At 66.8% G+C, this 15926-nt stretch carries 13 protein-coding genes and 2 pseudogenes; 7 read left to right on the forward strand and 8 right to left on the reverse strand.

The features are described from left to right. Window positions 1-137 precede the first annotated feature (137 nt). Entirely contained in the window at window positions 138-1259 is a 1122-nt protein-coding gene (locus BM372_RS19920; protein WP_177236089.1) for a sulfite oxidase, read from the forward strand. Window positions 1260-1332: 73 nt separating this feature from the next. Here the strand turns inward: BM372_RS19920 and BM372_RS19925 are convergent, their stop codons facing one another. Then, entirely contained in the window at window positions 1333-2106 is a 774-nt protein-coding gene (locus tag BM372_RS19925; protein WP_090957182.1) for an SDR family NAD(P)-dependent oxidoreductase, read from the reverse strand. Window positions 2107-2147: 41 nt separating this feature from the next. Next, entirely contained in the window at window positions 2148-2972 is an 825-nt protein-coding gene (locus tag BM372_RS19930; RefSeq protein ID WP_090957183.1) for a sugar phosphate isomerase/epimerase family protein, read from the reverse strand. 190 nt (window positions 2973-3162) lie between these two features. Here BM372_RS19930 and BM372_RS19935 point away from each other — a divergent pair, with 190 nt between their 5' ends. The 4 genes from BM372_RS19935 to BM372_RS19950 all read left to right on the forward strand — a co-directional run bounded on the left by BM372_RS19935 (window position 3163) and on the right by BM372_RS19950 (window position 7248). After that, complete coding sequence (locus BM372_RS19935; RefSeq protein WP_090957184.1) at window positions 3163-4500, forward strand: MFS transporter; 1338 nt, start codon at window positions 3163-3165, stop codon at window positions 4498-4500. Window positions 4501-4535: 35 nt separating this feature from the next. Continuing rightward, a complete protein-coding gene (locus BM372_RS19940) occupies window positions 4536-5432 on the forward strand; it encodes a transketolase (protein ID WP_090957195.1) in 897 nt (298 codons plus the stop codon). Continuing rightward, window positions 5429-6448 carry a transketolase family protein gene (locus BM372_RS19945; protein ID WP_090957185.1) on the forward strand — a complete coding sequence of 340 codons (1020 nt, stop codon included), beginning with the start codon at window positions 5429-5431 and terminating at the stop codon, window positions 6446-6448. Before BM372_RS19940 ends, BM372_RS19945 begins: the two co-directional genes overlap by 4 nt. Window positions 6449-6591: 143 nt before the next feature. Continuing rightward, window positions 6592-7248 (forward strand): GntR family transcriptional regulator, encoded by a 657-nt coding sequence (locus tag BM372_RS19950; protein ID WP_090957186.1) that lies wholly within the window; start codon window positions 6592-6594, stop codon window positions 7246-7248. 6 nt (window positions 7249-7254) lie between these two features. On the opposite strand, the gene BM372_RS19955 is transcribed toward BM372_RS19950, so the two are convergent. The 4 genes from BM372_RS19955 to BM372_RS19970 form a co-directional block, all read right to left on the reverse strand. Beyond that, window positions 7255-8034 carry an SDR family NAD(P)-dependent oxidoreductase gene (locus BM372_RS19955; RefSeq protein ID WP_090957187.1) on the reverse strand — a complete coding sequence of 260 codons (780 nt, stop codon included), beginning with the start codon at window positions 8032-8034 and terminating at the stop codon, window positions 7255-7257. 111 nt (window positions 8035-8145) lie between these two features. After that, complete coding sequence (locus BM372_RS19960) at window positions 8146-9672, reverse strand: DUF4389 domain-containing protein (RefSeq protein ID WP_090957188.1); 1527 nt, start codon at window positions 9670-9672, stop codon at window positions 8146-8148. Between the two features lie 21 nt (window positions 9673-9693). Further along, window positions 9694-10749: a zinc-dependent alcohol dehydrogenase family protein gene (locus BM372_RS19965; protein WP_090957189.1), complete on the reverse strand. Its 1056-nt coding sequence runs from the start codon at window positions 10747-10749 to the stop codon at window positions 9694-9696. Continuing rightward, window positions 10746-10985, reverse strand: coding sequence for a hypothetical protein (locus BM372_RS19970; protein WP_090957190.1), 240 nt, complete (start codon window positions 10983-10985; stop codon window positions 10746-10748). The genes BM372_RS19965 and BM372_RS19970 overlap by 4 nt, the downstream gene beginning before the upstream one ends. Window positions 10986-11417: 432 nt before the next feature. Between BM372_RS19970 and BM372_RS19975 the strand changes: the two genes are divergently transcribed. After that, entirely contained in the window at window positions 11418-12989 is a 1572-nt protein-coding gene (locus tag BM372_RS19975) for an amidohydrolase (RefSeq protein ID WP_090957191.1), read from the forward strand. A gap of 92 nt (window positions 12990-13081) precedes the next feature. On the opposite strand, the pseudogene BM372_RS19980 reads toward BM372_RS19975, so the two are convergent. Together BM372_RS19980 and BM372_RS19985 are read right to left on the reverse strand one after the other, a co-directional pair. After that, window positions 13082-13582, reverse strand: a pseudogene (locus BM372_RS19980) (hypothetical protein); the annotation flags it as partial. An 81-nt stretch (window positions 13583-13663) separates the two neighbouring features. Next, window positions 13664-15370 (reverse strand): serine hydrolase, encoded by a 1707-nt coding sequence (locus tag BM372_RS19985; RefSeq protein ID WP_090957196.1) that lies wholly within the window; start codon window positions 15368-15370, stop codon window positions 13664-13666. A 172-nt stretch (window positions 15371-15542) separates the two neighbouring features. On the opposite strand from BM372_RS19985, the pseudogene BM372_RS19990 reads away from it, so the two are divergent. Then, window positions 15543-15926: pseudogene (locus BM372_RS19990) on the forward strand (HNH endonuclease); the annotation flags it as partial.

The raw sequence follows: 15926 nt of genomic DNA on the forward strand, positions 1-15926 counted from the left end.
GTCCCTCCCGGCACTGGCCCGGCTGCCGCCTGACCGGTATTGACGGCTTCCGGGCGGCGGCGTAAACCTGAGTTCAGGTGGCACCGGCCAAAACCGGGCTGGTCCAACAGACGAATCGCAGCGCCATGCCAAAGCAAATGTCCCGACATTCCTCTGTCCTGAAGGCTCCGCGTCGCCAGGCAGGAAACCCGCGGCCGCATTCCGGCGAGCCGAGCCACGGCCCGCTGACGGCGGAAGAGCTCCAACTCGCGGTGCGCAACCATTCCATGCCGCTCGAGGCCCTGCGGAATGACACGACGCCGCCCGGGCTGCACTACGTGCTGACCCATTTCGACATCCCGTTCATCGACGCCGGGAACTGGCACCTGCGGATTGGCGGGGCCGTGCAGCGCTCCGTGGAATTGAGCCTGCGGGCCTTGCTCCGGGCGCCGAGCATCACCCTCCCGGTCACGCTGGAGTGCGCCGGCAACGGCCGGTCCCTCCTGCGGCCGCGCCCGCTGAGCCAGCCCTGGGTCTTGGAGGGTGTAGGCACCGCCGTATGGACCGGCGTCCCTCTGGCCTACCTTCTGGCCCGGGCGGGGGTGGAGGACGACGCCGTGGAAGTGCTCTTCAGCGGAGCGGACTCCGGCGTCCAGGGCGGTGTCCCCCAGCAGTACGCCCGAAGCCTGCCCATCGAGGAGGCCCTGCGGCCCGACGTGCTACTCGCCTACCGGATGAACGGGGCGGAACTGCCGCCGCAGCACGGCTACCCGCTGCGGCTGGTGGTCCCCGGCTGGTACGGCATGGCCAGCGTGAAGTGGCTGTCCTCGATCAAGGTTTTGACCAGGCCCTACGAGGGTTTCCAGCAGGCCGTGGCATACCGCTACCAGCACGACGCGGACGACGCCGGCACCCCGGTCACGTGGATGAAGGTCCGCTCGCTGATGGTTCCGCCGGGCGTGCCGGATTTCTTCACCCGGAGCCGGATCCTTCCCGCGGGGCCGGTAATGCTGACCGGCCGGGCGTGGTCCGGCCAGGGGGCCGTGCAGCGCGTCGACGTCGGGATCGACGGCAAGTGGGCGCCGGCCCAGCTGGAACACCCGGCTTCGCCGTTCGCATGGTGCGCGTGGTCGATGCCGTGGGTGGCCGACTCCGGCGAGCACGAGCTGGCCTGCCGCGCCGCCGATTCCAGCGGTGCCGTGCAGCCGCTGGAATCGGTGTGGAACTATCAGGGCATGGGCAACAACGTGGTGCAGCGGATCCAGGTCAGCGTGCAGTAGCCGGGCGCAGTGCCGTGCTCCTGCGGCTTGCGGCACGCCAGCGGGATGCGGACCGTCCTGTGCAAGGGGACGGCTAGTGGATGTGGCTTCCACCGTTGATGTCGATGGTGGTGCCGGTGAGGTACGCGGATTCCTCGGAGGACAGGAAGGTGATGACTGCCGCGATTTCCTCGGTGGTAGCGTTACGTCCCAACGGGATGCCGGCGTTGATCGCCGCTTCCTGCTCCTCGGTGCTGCCCACGCGGATGTTGGTGTCCACGGCGCCCGGCGTGATGGCGTTGACGGTGACGCCAGTGGGCCCGATTTCGCGGGCCAGGGCCTTGGTGAAGCCCAGGATGGCCGCCTTGGCCGCGGAGTAGGGGACCTTGCCGAACACGCCGCCGCCGCGCTGGGCCGAGACGGAGGACATATTCACGATCCGGCCCCACCCGCTGGCGATCATGTCCGGCAGGAACGCCTTGGTGACCAGGTAGGTGCCGGTGGAGTTCACGGCCATGATCTTGTTCCAGAGATCCAGGGTGGTCTCCAGGAACGGCACGGGCGAGGTGATGCCGGCGATGTTGGCCAGGGCGCCGACGGCCGGGAGCGTGCCGGAGGCGACCTCGGCCGCCACTGCCTTGTAGGCGGCGTTGACGGAGTCCTCGTTGGCCACGTCGATCTCGTGGCCGAATGCCGGGACGTTGAATTCGTTGCCGATTTCCGCTGCAACCTTGGCGGACTTCTCGCCGTCGAGGTCCAAGATCACCACGGCCCAGCCCTGGCTGGCATAGCGGCGTGCGGTGGTAATGCCGATGCCCCGATCCGAGGTTGCCCCGGTGAGGACGGCGGTGCGCTGGATGGTGGTCATGATGCTCCTTGGGTTGCTTTAGTTGCTTGCTTGTTTGGGGTTCAGATGAGGTCTGTGATGAAGGCGGCGGCCTTTGCGGCCGCGGCCGGGCGTTCGTCGTGGGTGAGGTCCCGGGTTTCCAGCTCCAGGGAGAAGTGGCCGGTGTAGCCGACGGCTGCGAGTGCAGCCAGGCCGGCGGCGAAATCGGCGTCGCCGTTGCCGATGCTGAGGTTGATGTTCCCCGGCACGGCGTCGCGCAGGTGGATGTGGGCGATCCGGCCCCGATGCCGCTTGAGGTAGTCCAGCGGGTTCTCGCCGGCCGCCACAATATGGCTGAAGTCCATGACGATTCCGACGCCGGAGCCGGCCAGGCGCCGGGCCAGCAGTTCTGCGCGCTCCAGGTTCCAGCAGAAGCGCAGGAAGTGCAGTGACTCTGTCCAGAGTTCGACGCCGAACTCCTCCGCCTTGCGCTGGGCCCGGATGAGCTGCGCGGCGATGGTCCCCAGGTCCTCGTCGAGGCTGCGGACCGGGTCGTGGCCGAGTGCACCGCAGGGCAGGACAAGGGCTTTGGCACCGGTGCCGGCCGCCAGGCCGAGGAGGGCAGCAAGGTGCCGGTCGCGGGCGGACTGCTCGGCGGCGTCGAGCAGGGCGTTCAGGTCGCCGATGTCCCCGTTCACCGAACGGACCCGCAGGCCGGAGGCCCGGACATCGGCCGTCACGGCGGCGACGGCACCGGCGTCCAGGTCATAGGGGACGTGGTCGCACACTCCGGGGAGGGCGCCTAGGTCTATTTCCTCGAAGCCGAGGTCCGCAATGGTGCGCAGGGCTGTGGGTAGGTCCTGGTGGCGGAAGCTGATGGACGAGCAGCCGAGCCGGGCATTGAACATCGTCGTTGATCCTCTGGTCGCGCTTGGGGAGGTGATGTGGACCACACTACTAAGGGCGACTGTCAACAGTCAACTCTGAAAGTTGACTGTTGACAATGACTTATGGCGTGGATCACACTGGCGTATCATCTGTTAACAGTCGACAGCGTTGGCGCTGAAGCGTCGGCCGCTCTCTTCGAAAGGGATTGACATGAGCAACGAAGCTCTCACCATGCGGGGCCCGGTGCACGGCACGAAAGAAGCCCGGCGCGTCGCAATCGGCTCCGGCGTTGGCGCGGTGATCGAAACATATGACTTCATTGGTTTCGGCACCGCCGCGGCCCTGTACTTCGGCACGGCCTTCTTCCCCACCGGCGACCCCGTGACGGGAACGCTGGCGGCGTTCGCCACTCTCGGCGTCGGGTTTGCGGCCCGTCCCATCGGCGGCATCATCGGCGGCCACCTCGGTGACAAGGTGGGCCGCAAGCCGGTCCTCGTGGCCTCCCTCATCCTGATGGGCCTCGCCACGTTCCTGATCGGGTTGCTGCCGACCTACAGCCAGGTGGGGCTGCTGGCCCCCGGCTTGCTCGTGTTCGTCCGCATTGTCCAGGGCCTGGCTTTCGGCGCGGAATGGGGCGGCGCGATCCTGATGAGCTACGAGCACGCCCCGTGGAAGTCCAAGGGCAAGTTCACCGGCATAGTCCAGGCCGGTTTCCCGGTGGGCCTGCTGCTGGCCAACCTCGTCTTCCTGGTCAGCGTCCAGCTCGGCGGCGAACTCGCCTGGCGTATCCCCTTCCTGGCCAGCATCGTGCTGGTTATCGTCGGCCTGATCATCCGCTCCAAGGTCCCCGAGTCCCCGGTCTTCGACGAGGTCAAGGACCACGGCGACATCGTCAAGTCCCCCATCGTCGAGGTCATCAAGACCGACTGGCGCAACATCGTCAAGGGCATCGGCCTGCGCATCGCCGAGACCGCCGGCTACGCCGTATCCATCACCTACATGATTTCCTACCTCAACAGCCAGCACCTGGCGGACAAGACCCAGACCCTCGTGGCCCTCTGCATCGCCTCGGCGATCGGCATCTTCGCCACCCAGGCCTGGGCCCGCCTGACCGACAAGATCGGCCGCCGCCCTGTCTACGTCTGGTCCTGCGCCTTCGCCGTCCTCTTCGCTGTACCGATGTTCCTGCTGGTCAACACCGGCTTGTTCATCTTCATTATCGCCACCCTCGTGATCTCCTACGCCGTCTGCCAGAACTCACTCGCCGGCGCCCAGGGTGCATGGTTCCCGGAGCTCTTCCAGGCCAAGACCCGCGCCTCCGGCGCCTCGCTGGCCTACCAGATCTCCGCCATGGTCTCCGGCTTCACCCCGTTCATCACCACGCTGCTGTTCGTGAGCCTGGGCTGGATGGGCCCGGCACTGCTCTTCGGCGCCTACGCGGCCATCGGCCTCTGGGCCGCCCTTGCCACCCGGGAGACCTGGGGCAAGCGTGAGCGCCAACTGGCTGACGAAGCCACCAAAAGCACCTCCAACACGGTGAGCATCTAATGACCCTCACGCACAACACGAACACGGAGCAAGCAATGCCAACACAGACCGTCCAGGCACAGCCCGGCCAAAACCAGGCGGACCAGGACCGCATCGCAAAAGTCGGCGACGCGGCCTACCGGATCCGGCACCACGCCCTGAACATGGGCGAGGTGCAGGGCCAGGGCTACGTGGGGCAGGCACTGGGTGCAGCCGACATGCTGGCTGTTGTCTACGCGGACCAGCTGCGGTTCCGTGCCGAGGACCCGCACTGGGAGGCCCGCGACCGGTTCCTGCTCTCCACCGGCCACTACGCGATCGGGCACTACGCGGCGCTGGCCGAGGCCGGCATCGTCCCGGTCGAGGAACTTCAGACCTACGGCTCCGACGACTCCCGGCTGCCGATGTCCGGGATGTCCACCTATACCCCCGGCATGGAAATCTCCGGCGGCTCGCTGGGCCACGGACTGACCATCGCCGTCGGCATGGCCCTGGGGCTGCGCCACCAGGGCTCGGACGCCAGAGTCTACAACTTCCTTTCCGACGGGGAACTGGACGAAGGCTCCACGTGGGAAGCCGCCATGGGCGCCCACCACCACCAGCTCGGCAACCTCACCGCCATGGTGGACATCAATGCCCTCCAGGCCGACGGCAAGACCGACACCGTGCTCCGCACCGAACCGATCACGGAAAAATGGGCGGCCGCCGGCTGGTACGCCCAGCGGGTGGACGGCAACGACGTCGGCGCGCTGCTCGCAGCGTTCGACAACGCCGCGGCCCAGGCCGCCGCCGTCGGACGTCCCTCCGTGATCCTCTGCGACACGAAGGTGGGCCGCGGCGTGCCGCTGCTGGAGGACCGCGAAAAGGCGCACTTCATGCGCATCGAAGAACACGAGTGGCAGACCTGCCGCGAGCAGCTCACCGCCGGATACGAAGGAAAGGCTTCAGCATGAGCACCACCACCGAGGCGCCCGACACTACAACAGCGGCCAAGCCGAAACTGAAGACCTCCGCCATGATCGCCTCCTTTGCCGACCCGGGCCAGAAGACCGCCTCCGCCCCGTTCGGGCATGCACTGGTCGAGGCCGCGCAGGAGAACGACAAGATCGTGGGACTGACTGCGGACCTGGGCAAGTACACCGACATGCACATCTTCGCCAAGGCGTTCCCGGAACGGTTCTTCCAGATGGGCATGGCCGAGCAGCTGCTCTTCGGCGCCGCAGCCGGGCTCGCCGAGACCGGCCTGGTCCCGTTCGCGTCCACGTACTCCGTGTTCGCGGCCCGCCGCGCCTACGACTTCCTCTGCCTCGACGCCGCCGAACCAAATTTGAACGTCAACATCGTGGGCGGCCTCCCGGGACTGACCACCGGCTATGGCCCCAGCCACCAGGCCACCGAGGACATGGCAATCTTCCGCGGCATGCCCAACCTGACCATCGTGGACCCCTGCGACTCCCTCGACATCGAACAGGCCGTCCCCCAACTCGCAGCCAGCGAAGGACCCACCTACCTGCGCCTGCTCCGGGGCAACGTCCCCACAGTCCTGGACGAGTACGACTACACCTTCGAACTCGGCAAGGCCAAGGTCTTGCGCGGCGGCAACGACGTCGTCTTCGTCTCCAGCGGCCTAATGACCATGCGGGCACTGCAGGCTGCCAAGGCGCTGGCGGCGCACAACGTGGACGTCGCCGTCGTTCACACGCCCACCATCAAACCGTTCGACGCCGCCACGGTCCTAGCCGAAATCAACACCGACCGCCTGGCGGTCACCCTGGAGAACCACAGCGTTATCGGCGGCCTGTTCGAAACCGTCGCCTCCGCAGTGGTCACCGCTGGCCTCGGCAAGCGCGTGGTGCCGGTGGCTCTGCCCGACGAGTTCCTCGACGCCGGGGCCCTGCCGACGCTGCACGAACGCTACGGCCTCTCGGTCCAGCGGATCGTGGCCAAGGTCCTCGCCGAGCTCGGCTAGGCCCGGCTCGGGCGCCGGCGCCAGCCCGGCGCAGGCCCACGGCAGGGTGCGCGGGGACGGCCGCCCGCCCCGCGCACCCTGCCGTGGCATCATTGTTAACACGGCAACTGTAAACAGTTGACCACTGACCTTGGGAGAAACCGATGGCCGCGACTGCAACCCTGCTGGGACTGGAAAAGAAGAGCCTCCGCGAGCAGGCGCTGGCCGCACTCCGGACAGCCATCACCAGCGGCGCACTGGAGCCGGGCCGCCATCTGGTGGAAACCGAGCTGTCCGAGATGCTGCAGATCAGCCGCGGCACGCTCCGGGAGGCTCTGCGGCAACTCGAGCAGGAAGGCCTCGTGTCCGCCGGTGCCCGCGGCAGGCTCTCTGTGCGGCACCTGGATGCCAAGGAAATCCGTGACATCTACTCCGTCCGGGCCGCCCTGGAGTCCCTGGCGGCACGCAGCCTGTGCGAACTGCCGGACCGCCAGCACGTCATCGGTTCGCTCCGCGCAGCCATCCAGACCATGGAGGCGGCCACCCACGGGACCCTTGAGGAGCGGGTCGAATCCGATCTCGACTTCCACCGCACCATGTGCCGGCTCACCGGCAATGAGACGCTTCTCCACTCATGGGAATCCCTGGAAGGGTCCATCCGGATGTCCATCATGTTCGCCGGACTCGAAAAGGGCGTCCGGAACATGCGCGTGGACCGGCACAACGACATCGTCGGCGCCATCGAAACCGGCGACGCCTCGCTAGCCGGCAAAACCATCCGCGAACACATGGACGTCGCCGCCGCCAACCTGGTGGGTTAGCCGGCCTTAGTAGTCCACGATCGCGCCGGCAGAGATGTTGACTGTCGCGTCTGTGATGGCGGCCGCCCGGTCCGAGACGATAAACGAGGCTACGTTACCGACGTCCGCCAGCGTCGCCGTGCGATTTAGGTGCGCCGCCCGGGCGATCTCCACCACGATCTCGTCCCTGCCTTCGGCCTGCCACGGGATGGTTTCGATGATGCCGCCGGTGACCATGGTCACCACCCGGATGCCGTGTTTTCCCAGTTCCAAGGCCCACTGCCGGCGCAGTCCTTCCATCGCGTCGAGCGCCACCTTGAAACCGCCGAGGCCCGGGATGGTCTGCGGCCCCGAACCGCCGAACATGAGCACCACGCCGGAGCGCTGCCTGACCATGTGGGCGGCGGCCGCCCGGGTGGTGAGAAAGTGCGTGCGCGCGGCGAGAGTGATGGGCCGGGTGAAGTCATCCACATTGATGTCCATGAGCGGCTGCTGGACGTCTCCGAACGAGATCACGTTGAAGGAGATGTCGATCCTTTTGCTTTTTTTCGCCACCCGGTCCACGAAGGCATCCACTTGCTCCTCGTCTAGGGCGTCGACGACGGCGGTCTCGGCGGTACCGCCGGCCTCGCGGATGTCGCGGGCCACCTTCTCCAGCCGGGATTCGGTCCTCCCGGCGACGTAGACCACGGCGCCTTCAGCCGCGAAAGCCCGGGCCACTGCTCCGCCGACGGCCCCGCCGCCGCCGTAGATCAGGGCGGTCTTGCCGTGCAGCAAACCGTGTTCCGGAATCGCGTAATTCAGCATGGTGGCCTGCCTAGTGCCGCGGAGTTCGTGAATTCCCTCAACTATGTTCTTGCGGGGTGTTCGTGGCAAGGGGGTCGGCGGCTAGAGGAGCTGAGGGTTCGGTGCGCGGCGCTAGGTTACGGGAGGCCCGACGGCGGGATCGGCCGGAGGCCCGGCGGCGGGTCCCGTGTGGACAGGTGCCGGCGCGCCGCCTGGATCAACAGGGCCCATATCGAGGTGGAACGGCGGGTATTCGTCCCGCAGAAGGCCAACGTACGTGATGACGCGATAGATCCAGCGGTTCAGGCCCAGCAAGAGTTCGAATAGCCCCGGCCAGTATCGGCCCGTGAACAGCAGGATGACTCCGGCAATGAAGACCAGCAGTGCCAGGAGCGAGATGCCCGCTCCTTGCTCCACCCAGCGGCCGTCCCGGAACTCCCAGGACCTCGCAGTCCCTGTGAGCACGCCGATGATCAGCAGGTGCGGGATGGCAAGCAGCCACGATTTCACCAGCACCAAGCCACGGGACAGCCGGTCGGGATAGTCGACGTCGAAGTCCGCCGGATAGTCGGTCCGGGCAAGCGTGAAGGGCGGGTAGACGTCCGTGCCAAGCGCACTGAAGGCGTAGAAGGCCACGCGCCAGTTCCAGCGGATAACACCGACATTGAAGTTGAACAGTGAACGCGGAAAGCGGCCCGTGAACAGGATCGCAAACCACGCCACGATGGTGACCACGCCGAAAGCGAACCAGAGGAAGAACAGCACGATGCAGTGCGGAATGGCCAGGAACCACTTCACGAGCCACATCCAGCGCGACAGGTTCGGGTCGAGGTAACCATTAAGGCGCGCCGGATACACGTACGGCACGGGGGCGCCCGGGGTCACCGGATACGCAGGCCCCGGCGGAGCCGGGTAGCCGGTCGGAACGCCGCTGCCCGCGCCGGCTGTAACCGGCCCGACCGGGGTCGGGTAGCCGGGGCCCGTTGCGCGGCCGAGTCCCACGGCGCCAAACACGATGAGTGGCACCCCGATCAGTAGCATCACGACGCCGCCGATCAGCAGACCGATGAAGATCGGCCAAAGCAGATCGGAGCGCGCCCCTGCCTGCAGATTCACCGCCACCGGACCGGTGGCGTCGGCATTCATGACAACCACAGCCCACGCTCCGGAGCGCAGGTCCCACTTGAGCTCCTGTTCCCCGGGGCCCGTGGCAGTCGCGGCCCAGAAGGTCTGCTGCGCCGGGCTGGAGGGCGCTTTCGCGCCGGCCACGTCGCGGTAGAGGGCGCGGAAGGGGTCGAACCTGACGTCCACGATCTCGGTGTGCGGAACCGTTGCCAGGTAGGTCGCGACGTCGGAGCGCGGGGCAACGCCGATGAAAATATTCTTGCCGGGGTTCGTAGTGGAGCCACGGAGCAGCACGCTGCCTGGGAGATCCACGGGGACGCCGTCGGGCATGGCGTCTTCGGTCATGATGTCCAGGCGGGGGGTCGTCAGCGCGTAAGAATTGCCCGCGAACGTCTCAAACGGCGTCGTGAAGTACCCGCCGTCGCGCTGCTGGTAGTTGGCCCAGCCGGTGACGCCGGCACCGGCCAGCAACCCTAATCCGATCAAGGCGCACAGCGCACCGAGCACCAGCATGACAATCCGGCCTGCTTTCATGGCCGACGTCCTTTCAGAGGATCAAGCCGTGATCACCACTTTGAGGGCCTTCGTCTCTGCCGCGCGGGCGAAGGTGTCGTAGGCCTCGATGAATTCGTCGAAGGTGAAGTGGTGGGTGGCGAAGCTGTCCGCCGGGATTTTCTGCTGGGCCACGAGTTTGAGCAACATGGGGGTGGTGTTGGTGTTGACCAGGCCCATGCTGATGTTGATGTTGCGGATCCAGAGTTCCTCGACGTGCAGTTCCACGGCCTTGCCGTGCACGCCGACATTGGCCACGTTGCCGCCGGGCCGCACGATGTCTGTGCACATGGTGAAAGTAGCCGGCACACCGACGGCCTCGATCGCTACATCGACGCCCTGCCCGTCGGTCAGCAGCATCACCTGTTCCTTCCAGTCGGCGTCGCTGGAGAGGACCACATCGGTGGCACCGAATTCGCGGGATTTCTCCAGGCGGTTGGCGTCGAGATCGACGGCGATGATCGTCGCTGCGCCGTAGAGGCCGGCGGTGGCGATCGCGGCCAGTCCCACAGGGCCGGCCCCAACCACGGCCACCGTGTCCCCGGGCTTGACCCGGCCGTACTGCACGCCGATCTCAAAGCCGGTGGGCAGGATGTCGGAGAGCATGACCGCCTGCTGGTCGCTGACTCCCTCCGGCAGCAGGTGCAGGGAGTTTTCGGCGTACGGAACGCGGACGAATTCGGCCTGGGTGCCGTCTATCAGGTGCCCGAAGACCCAGCCGATGCCGGAGGTGCCTTCCTCTCCCAGACAGTGGGAGTACAGGCCGGTCTTGCAGTTCGCGCAGTGCCCGCAGGACTTGATGCAGGAGATGATCACCCGGTCCCCGGCTCTGAGGCTGGTCACGGAGGCACCGACCTCCGTGATGGTACCAACGCCTTCGTGGCCCAGTATCCGGCCCTTGGCCACTGCAGGGACGTCGCCTTTGAGGATGTGCAGATCCGTACCGCAGATGGTGGTGGTGTCCACTTTGACGATCACGTCGCTGGGGCTCTGGATCGTGGGATCGGGGACGTCGGTCCAGGACTTCTCTCCGGGACCGCCATAGACGAGCGCTTTCATGCGTGTTCCTTGCTTTTGAGGATGACCAACGGGTCCACGAGGCGGAGGCGGCAGGGAGTCTCCGAGGCGTCTATCCCGGAATACAGGGACGAAAGGCGGGCACGTTCACGCAGCTCGTCGATCGCGGGAGCGGAAACGCGGGCGTGCGCAAGGTCGAGCACGAGTTCGAACCCGGGGAGCTTGCTGGTGACCCGGCGGCACACAACGTAGAGCGCCCGCACGTTGGCTGCCGTCACAACTCCGTGTACCTCGATGCGGGCGCATTCAGCCTCGGCATCGAGTCGTATCAGAACTTTGAGTTTAGGGTCCCCACCATGGTGGTGCATGAAGCGTCAGAGCTCCCTGACGGTTCCGGGCTGGGCGGGCAACCGCGCAGGTGCACTGTATTTGTTCATTAAGCTGTACTTGTTCATTAAGCTGTACTTGTTCATTAAGCTGCGGTCTCCCGTCATTTCCGGCTGCTGCCGGAAAGCAAGAGCCCTTTCCTTCCCCCAATTCGCGGCGAGACCAGTGCCGCAGTCGGACAAGCCGTTCTGCCGCGATGCGCCCCCAGGCCGCGCCGAACCGCCGTAGGTCTCAGCTTGGCGGCCGCGCAATGCGGGCGTAAGGGGCCAAAGTCCCTTACGGCCTACTTAGGTCCTCCGGCGTTCCACACCTAATGTGTTGCTATGCCTGAACAGCGCCATTCCCGCAGCATTTATCCCGGCAGCGTCTATCAGAGCGGCGTGCCGGAGCTCGTGTTGGCGTCCATACGGCAGCCCGGGGACGAAATATGCTCCGACGTTTATATACGCGATGGGGTGGTCGCCGCGATCATCCCGTCGCAGCAGCGGCCGACCAGTGGCGGCCGCGAGGCCGCCCGGGTGGTGGACCTCGACGGCCGTTACGTCATCCCGGGCCTGTGGGATGAGCATGTGCACATGACGCAGTGGGCACTTGCCTCCAACCGGATTGACCTCGCAGGTGCCAATTCGGCTCGCGAGGCGGCCGCCGTCGTCGGGTCCCACCTCGCCGGGGCGGGCGCCCCGGATGCCGCCGGCAGCGGCGCGCATGCAGCGCTTGGAGCAGCGCCGACGCTGGTCGGAGTCGGTTTCCGCGATGTAGTCTGGCCGGACCTGCCCAGCTTGGACCTCCTCGACGGAGCGACGCAGGGCCGCCCTACGGCCCTGCTGAGCCATGACCTCCACTGCGTCTGGCTGAACTCCGCGGCGGCCGAACGATACGGGGTGTCGGTGGACCGCAGCGGGCTGCTTCGTGAGGAACCGGCGTTTGAGCTGACCCGGGAACTGGGCCGGCTTCCTGACACACTGGTGGATCCGTGGGTGCAGAAGGCGGGCAAGGCCGCCGCCGGGCGGGGCGTAGTGGGCATCGTGGACTTCGAGATGACGTGGAACCGTGACGAGTGGCTGCGCAGGATTGCCGGCGGCTTCGATGCGCTCCGGATCGAAGCCGGGGTCTATCCGCAGGATCTGGACCGGGCCGTGGCCGAGGGGATGCGGACAGGCTTGCCGGTGGATGGCGGCGGCGGGCTCCTGACCGTGGGCCCGTTGAAGGTGCTGATCGACGGCTCGCTCAATACTCGCACGGCACACTGCGTTGACCCGTACCCGGACGGCAGCCACGGCCTGCTGACGGTGAGCGCACCGGAGCTGCTCGCCCTGCTGGTCCGGGCGCGGCAGGCAGGCTTTGTGCCTGCGGTCCACGCGATTGGCGATGCGGCCAACCGCGTGGCGTTGGACGCCTTCGAGGCGGCCGGCATTGGCGGACGAGTGGAGCATGCCCAGTTTGTCCGGAATGAGGATTTCGCCCGCTTCGGCCGGCTGGGTGTCACGGCGAGCGTCCAGCCGGCGCATGCCCTCGATGACCGGGACGCGGCCGAGGCCAACTGGGCGGGCCGGACAGACCGGTCCTTCCCGCTGCGTTCCTTGGTGGCTGCCGGTGCGAAGCTCGCCTTGGGCTCCGACGCTCCGGTAGCTCGGCTGGACCCGTGGACGGCCATGTCCGCCGCCACGGCGCGGGCCCGGCAGGATGGCCGGGGACCCTGGCACGCGGAACAGGCTTTGACGCGGCGGGAGGCACTCACGGCGTCAACCCGGGGCAGCGGCCGGCTCCGGGTTGGGGACCATGCCGACATTGCGGTGCTCGACGGCGACCCGCTGACGGTTTCCGACGCGGACTTTGCCGCGATGCCGGTGGCCGCGACACTGGTGGCGGGGCGGTTCACCCACGGTGGCGCCTAACCGGCGTCGTCTATCTGCTTTTGGCCCGCTCTGGGTCTGCCCGTGCCTTTGACCGGCACCCCTTTGAGCGGCGTCCCTTTGACCGGCGTTCCTTTGACCCGGGCCTGGACGAGGTTGGCGAACGGCAGCCGGCCGTGGTCCTCCCGGAACCGGGCGTGGTATCCGGCCTCGGCCGCATTCACCGCCTCCGCCGGGAGCTCCTTCCAGGCGATCAGAAGGGATCCGGGGTCCGCGAGCTGCCAGATGAGCCGCCCGTCCCAGTGGCCCGGCGGCTTGCCCCTGCCGAAGTCGATGAACTCCTGGATTTGCCGGCGAAGCCCACGGTTGCCCTTGCTGCCGGCGCCGGCCTTCCCGAGATAGACGACGTCCGCGTCCTCGATCCACTCGGTGGTCAATGCCGCTTCGGATAAGGAAGGATCCTTTTTCTTGAAGATGCCCGCCGTGCTTTTGGGCAGGAACCGCGGCTGGTATCCCGCCGGCTGCAAGACGGCGAAGATCCCGGTGCGCTGTGGGATCCGGTTGATCTCCAGAGCTGCGAGGGTCCTGAACCCGGCGAACCCGTCTTCCCGGAGCGAGTATCTGTTGATCGGCATGGGTTCCTTGCTTCGGGTCGACTTAGGTCTCTTGAAGCATACGGAAGGAGCTTGCGGGAGTGCGCCCGCGGAAGACTGGCCTCAGCTGCGGGTGAAGGTGCCGAGTCCAGTTTCATCGTAGAAATCGAGCCTGACGCTCGACGCCTGGCCGCCGGCGGCAGCACCGGCGTGGGCGGCGAAGATTGCCCCGGCGAGGCCGTTGCCGTTCTCCCCGATGGATTCAAAGCTGAAGGTATCGCCGTCGAAGTGGGTGAGGGGGAACTTCGTGGTCCTGCCGGCGGGGCCAAGCTCCAGGGACAGCGCGCCGTTCTCCACCGCGACGTGGAGCGGACCGTAGTAGGAGTTGGCGTAGCTGCCGGCGTAAAACCCGTTGCCGCGCGCAGGTTTGGGTCCCGCCGGCGCCGGGGAGTAGTCGACTTTAGGCTTCTCCGCTTCATCGATCTTTTGGAAGGCCGTCGCCGTGAAGCCGAACCAGTCCACGGTCGGGGCACCGTTCTGGGCTGTGTCAAAGAATGTGGCACAGATGGCCTCGGGAATGCCCTGCGGCCGGCCGTTCGTCAGGACCACGATGCCCAACTGTTCGCCCGGGAGCATGGAGACGGCGGTCGCTGCCCCCAGGTTGAAAGCTCCAGAGTGGCCAAGCACGAGCCGGGCGTGATCGTCGTACGAGACATTCCAGCCCAGCCCATAGAAGCGGGCGCGGGCGGCCGGCGTCGCGGGCGGACCGTTCACGACGTGTGGCGCATGGGTGATGCCAAGGGCATCGGGGCTGATGACCTCCTTGCCGTCAAAGCTGCCGTTGGCGAGCTGGAGGCGGATCCAGAGGGCGAGATCCCGCGCGGAGGAACTGGCGCCGCCGGCGGGCGCCTCGGCATCGGCGTCGCGGCTGTACCTGGCGACCCAGGTCTTGTTGCCGGCTGGCACATGGATCAGGGCCCTGTTCGGGGCCTTTTGGTAATCGGCGTGGCGGTAACTGGTGGAGCTCATGCCCAGCGGCTTGAACAAAACCTCGTCCGCCAGCTCGGCCCAGGGCATTTTCATGGCGTCGGCGGCCGCCATGGCTCCGGCCGTGTAGCCGAAGTTGCTGTAGTTGTAGCTTGCCCGGAAGGAGTCGAGCGGCTGCTGGTTGAGGTGGCTGAGAATGTAGGACTGGTCGAATCCGAGATCCTCCAGCAGGTCGCCCGCTCCAGTATGCAGCCCGCCCTGGTGGGACAAGAGGTCAGCAACTGTGGCGTTGGCGGTCACGAAGGGGTCCTTCAGGGCGAAATCCGGGCTGTGCTTGATCACTGGATCTGTCCACGTCAGGGCCTTGCGGCCCACGGCGATGGCCGCCACCGTGGAGGCCAGCGGTTTGGACACCGAGGCCAGCTGAAAAACCGTGGCTGCGTCCACCGTCTCCGGCTTGCCCGCCTCCCGCACGCCGAAGCCTTTGGCGTACACCACCCGGTCCTTGTAGACCACCGCGACGGCGATGCCGGGGACTCCCGTACTGTCCATCGCGCCCTCAACTGTGCCGTCCAGCTTGTCGACGGCGTCGTTGACCTTCTGTTCATCCAGAAGCGGCTTGACCTGTGGTTCCGGTGCCGGAAGGAGGGAAGCAGAGGGCGTACTGGAGGCGGTGGACGTGGCGGAGGCGGAGTCACCTGCACGCTTGCTTTGGTCAGTGCAGGCGGTCAGAAGAGGCGCCGCTGCCAGGCCCGCGGCCCCAATGCCGGCCGCTTTCAGCAGCGAGCGGCGGTCAGAAGACGCGAAGCTACCCCGCAGCACGAATGATTCCCTTTGCTTCATGGTCAACACCCGCCCGATACCGGCTGGGACGCCTAACTGACACCTTCTACCATGATGGACCCGCACCGGCGTTTGAGACAGTGGCGATAGTTCCCGACGACGGCCCCGATCTCATTTCCTGCCCTCGCGTGTACATCCTTATTTTGTCGTAGGTCGCATCGACACTTGATTCATGGACGGCAAGCAGGGGCCCGGCGTGGTTCCGACGGGAAACAGCGGCACGGACGTCGCTGCGGGCCGGCTCCGCGGCGGGTCTTTCGGGGCTGTCACCGCACTGCTGGCGGCCGTTCCGCTGGCCACCGGCTGCGCCGGGATGATTGATGAGATCCGGGAGCTGGAAAACCTGAAATCCGCCGCCGCGGCCCGCCAGGCCCGGATCGCGGTGGCCTTCGACCTCTCCCAGCGCCGGGCCCAGGCCAACGCCGGGGTACCGCCGGAACGGCTCGGCACCGGCACCGGCGCGCAGATCGCCCTGGCCCGGCGCGAATCCCCCGCCAAAGGCGGCCGCCTCCTCGGACTGGCCAAGGCCCTGGTCACCGAAATGCCGCACACCCTC

The sequence above is a fragment of the Arthrobacter sp. ov118 genome (assembly GCF_900116495.1).
Lineage (GTDB): Bacteria > Actinomycetota > Actinomycetes > Actinomycetales > Micrococcaceae > Arthrobacter.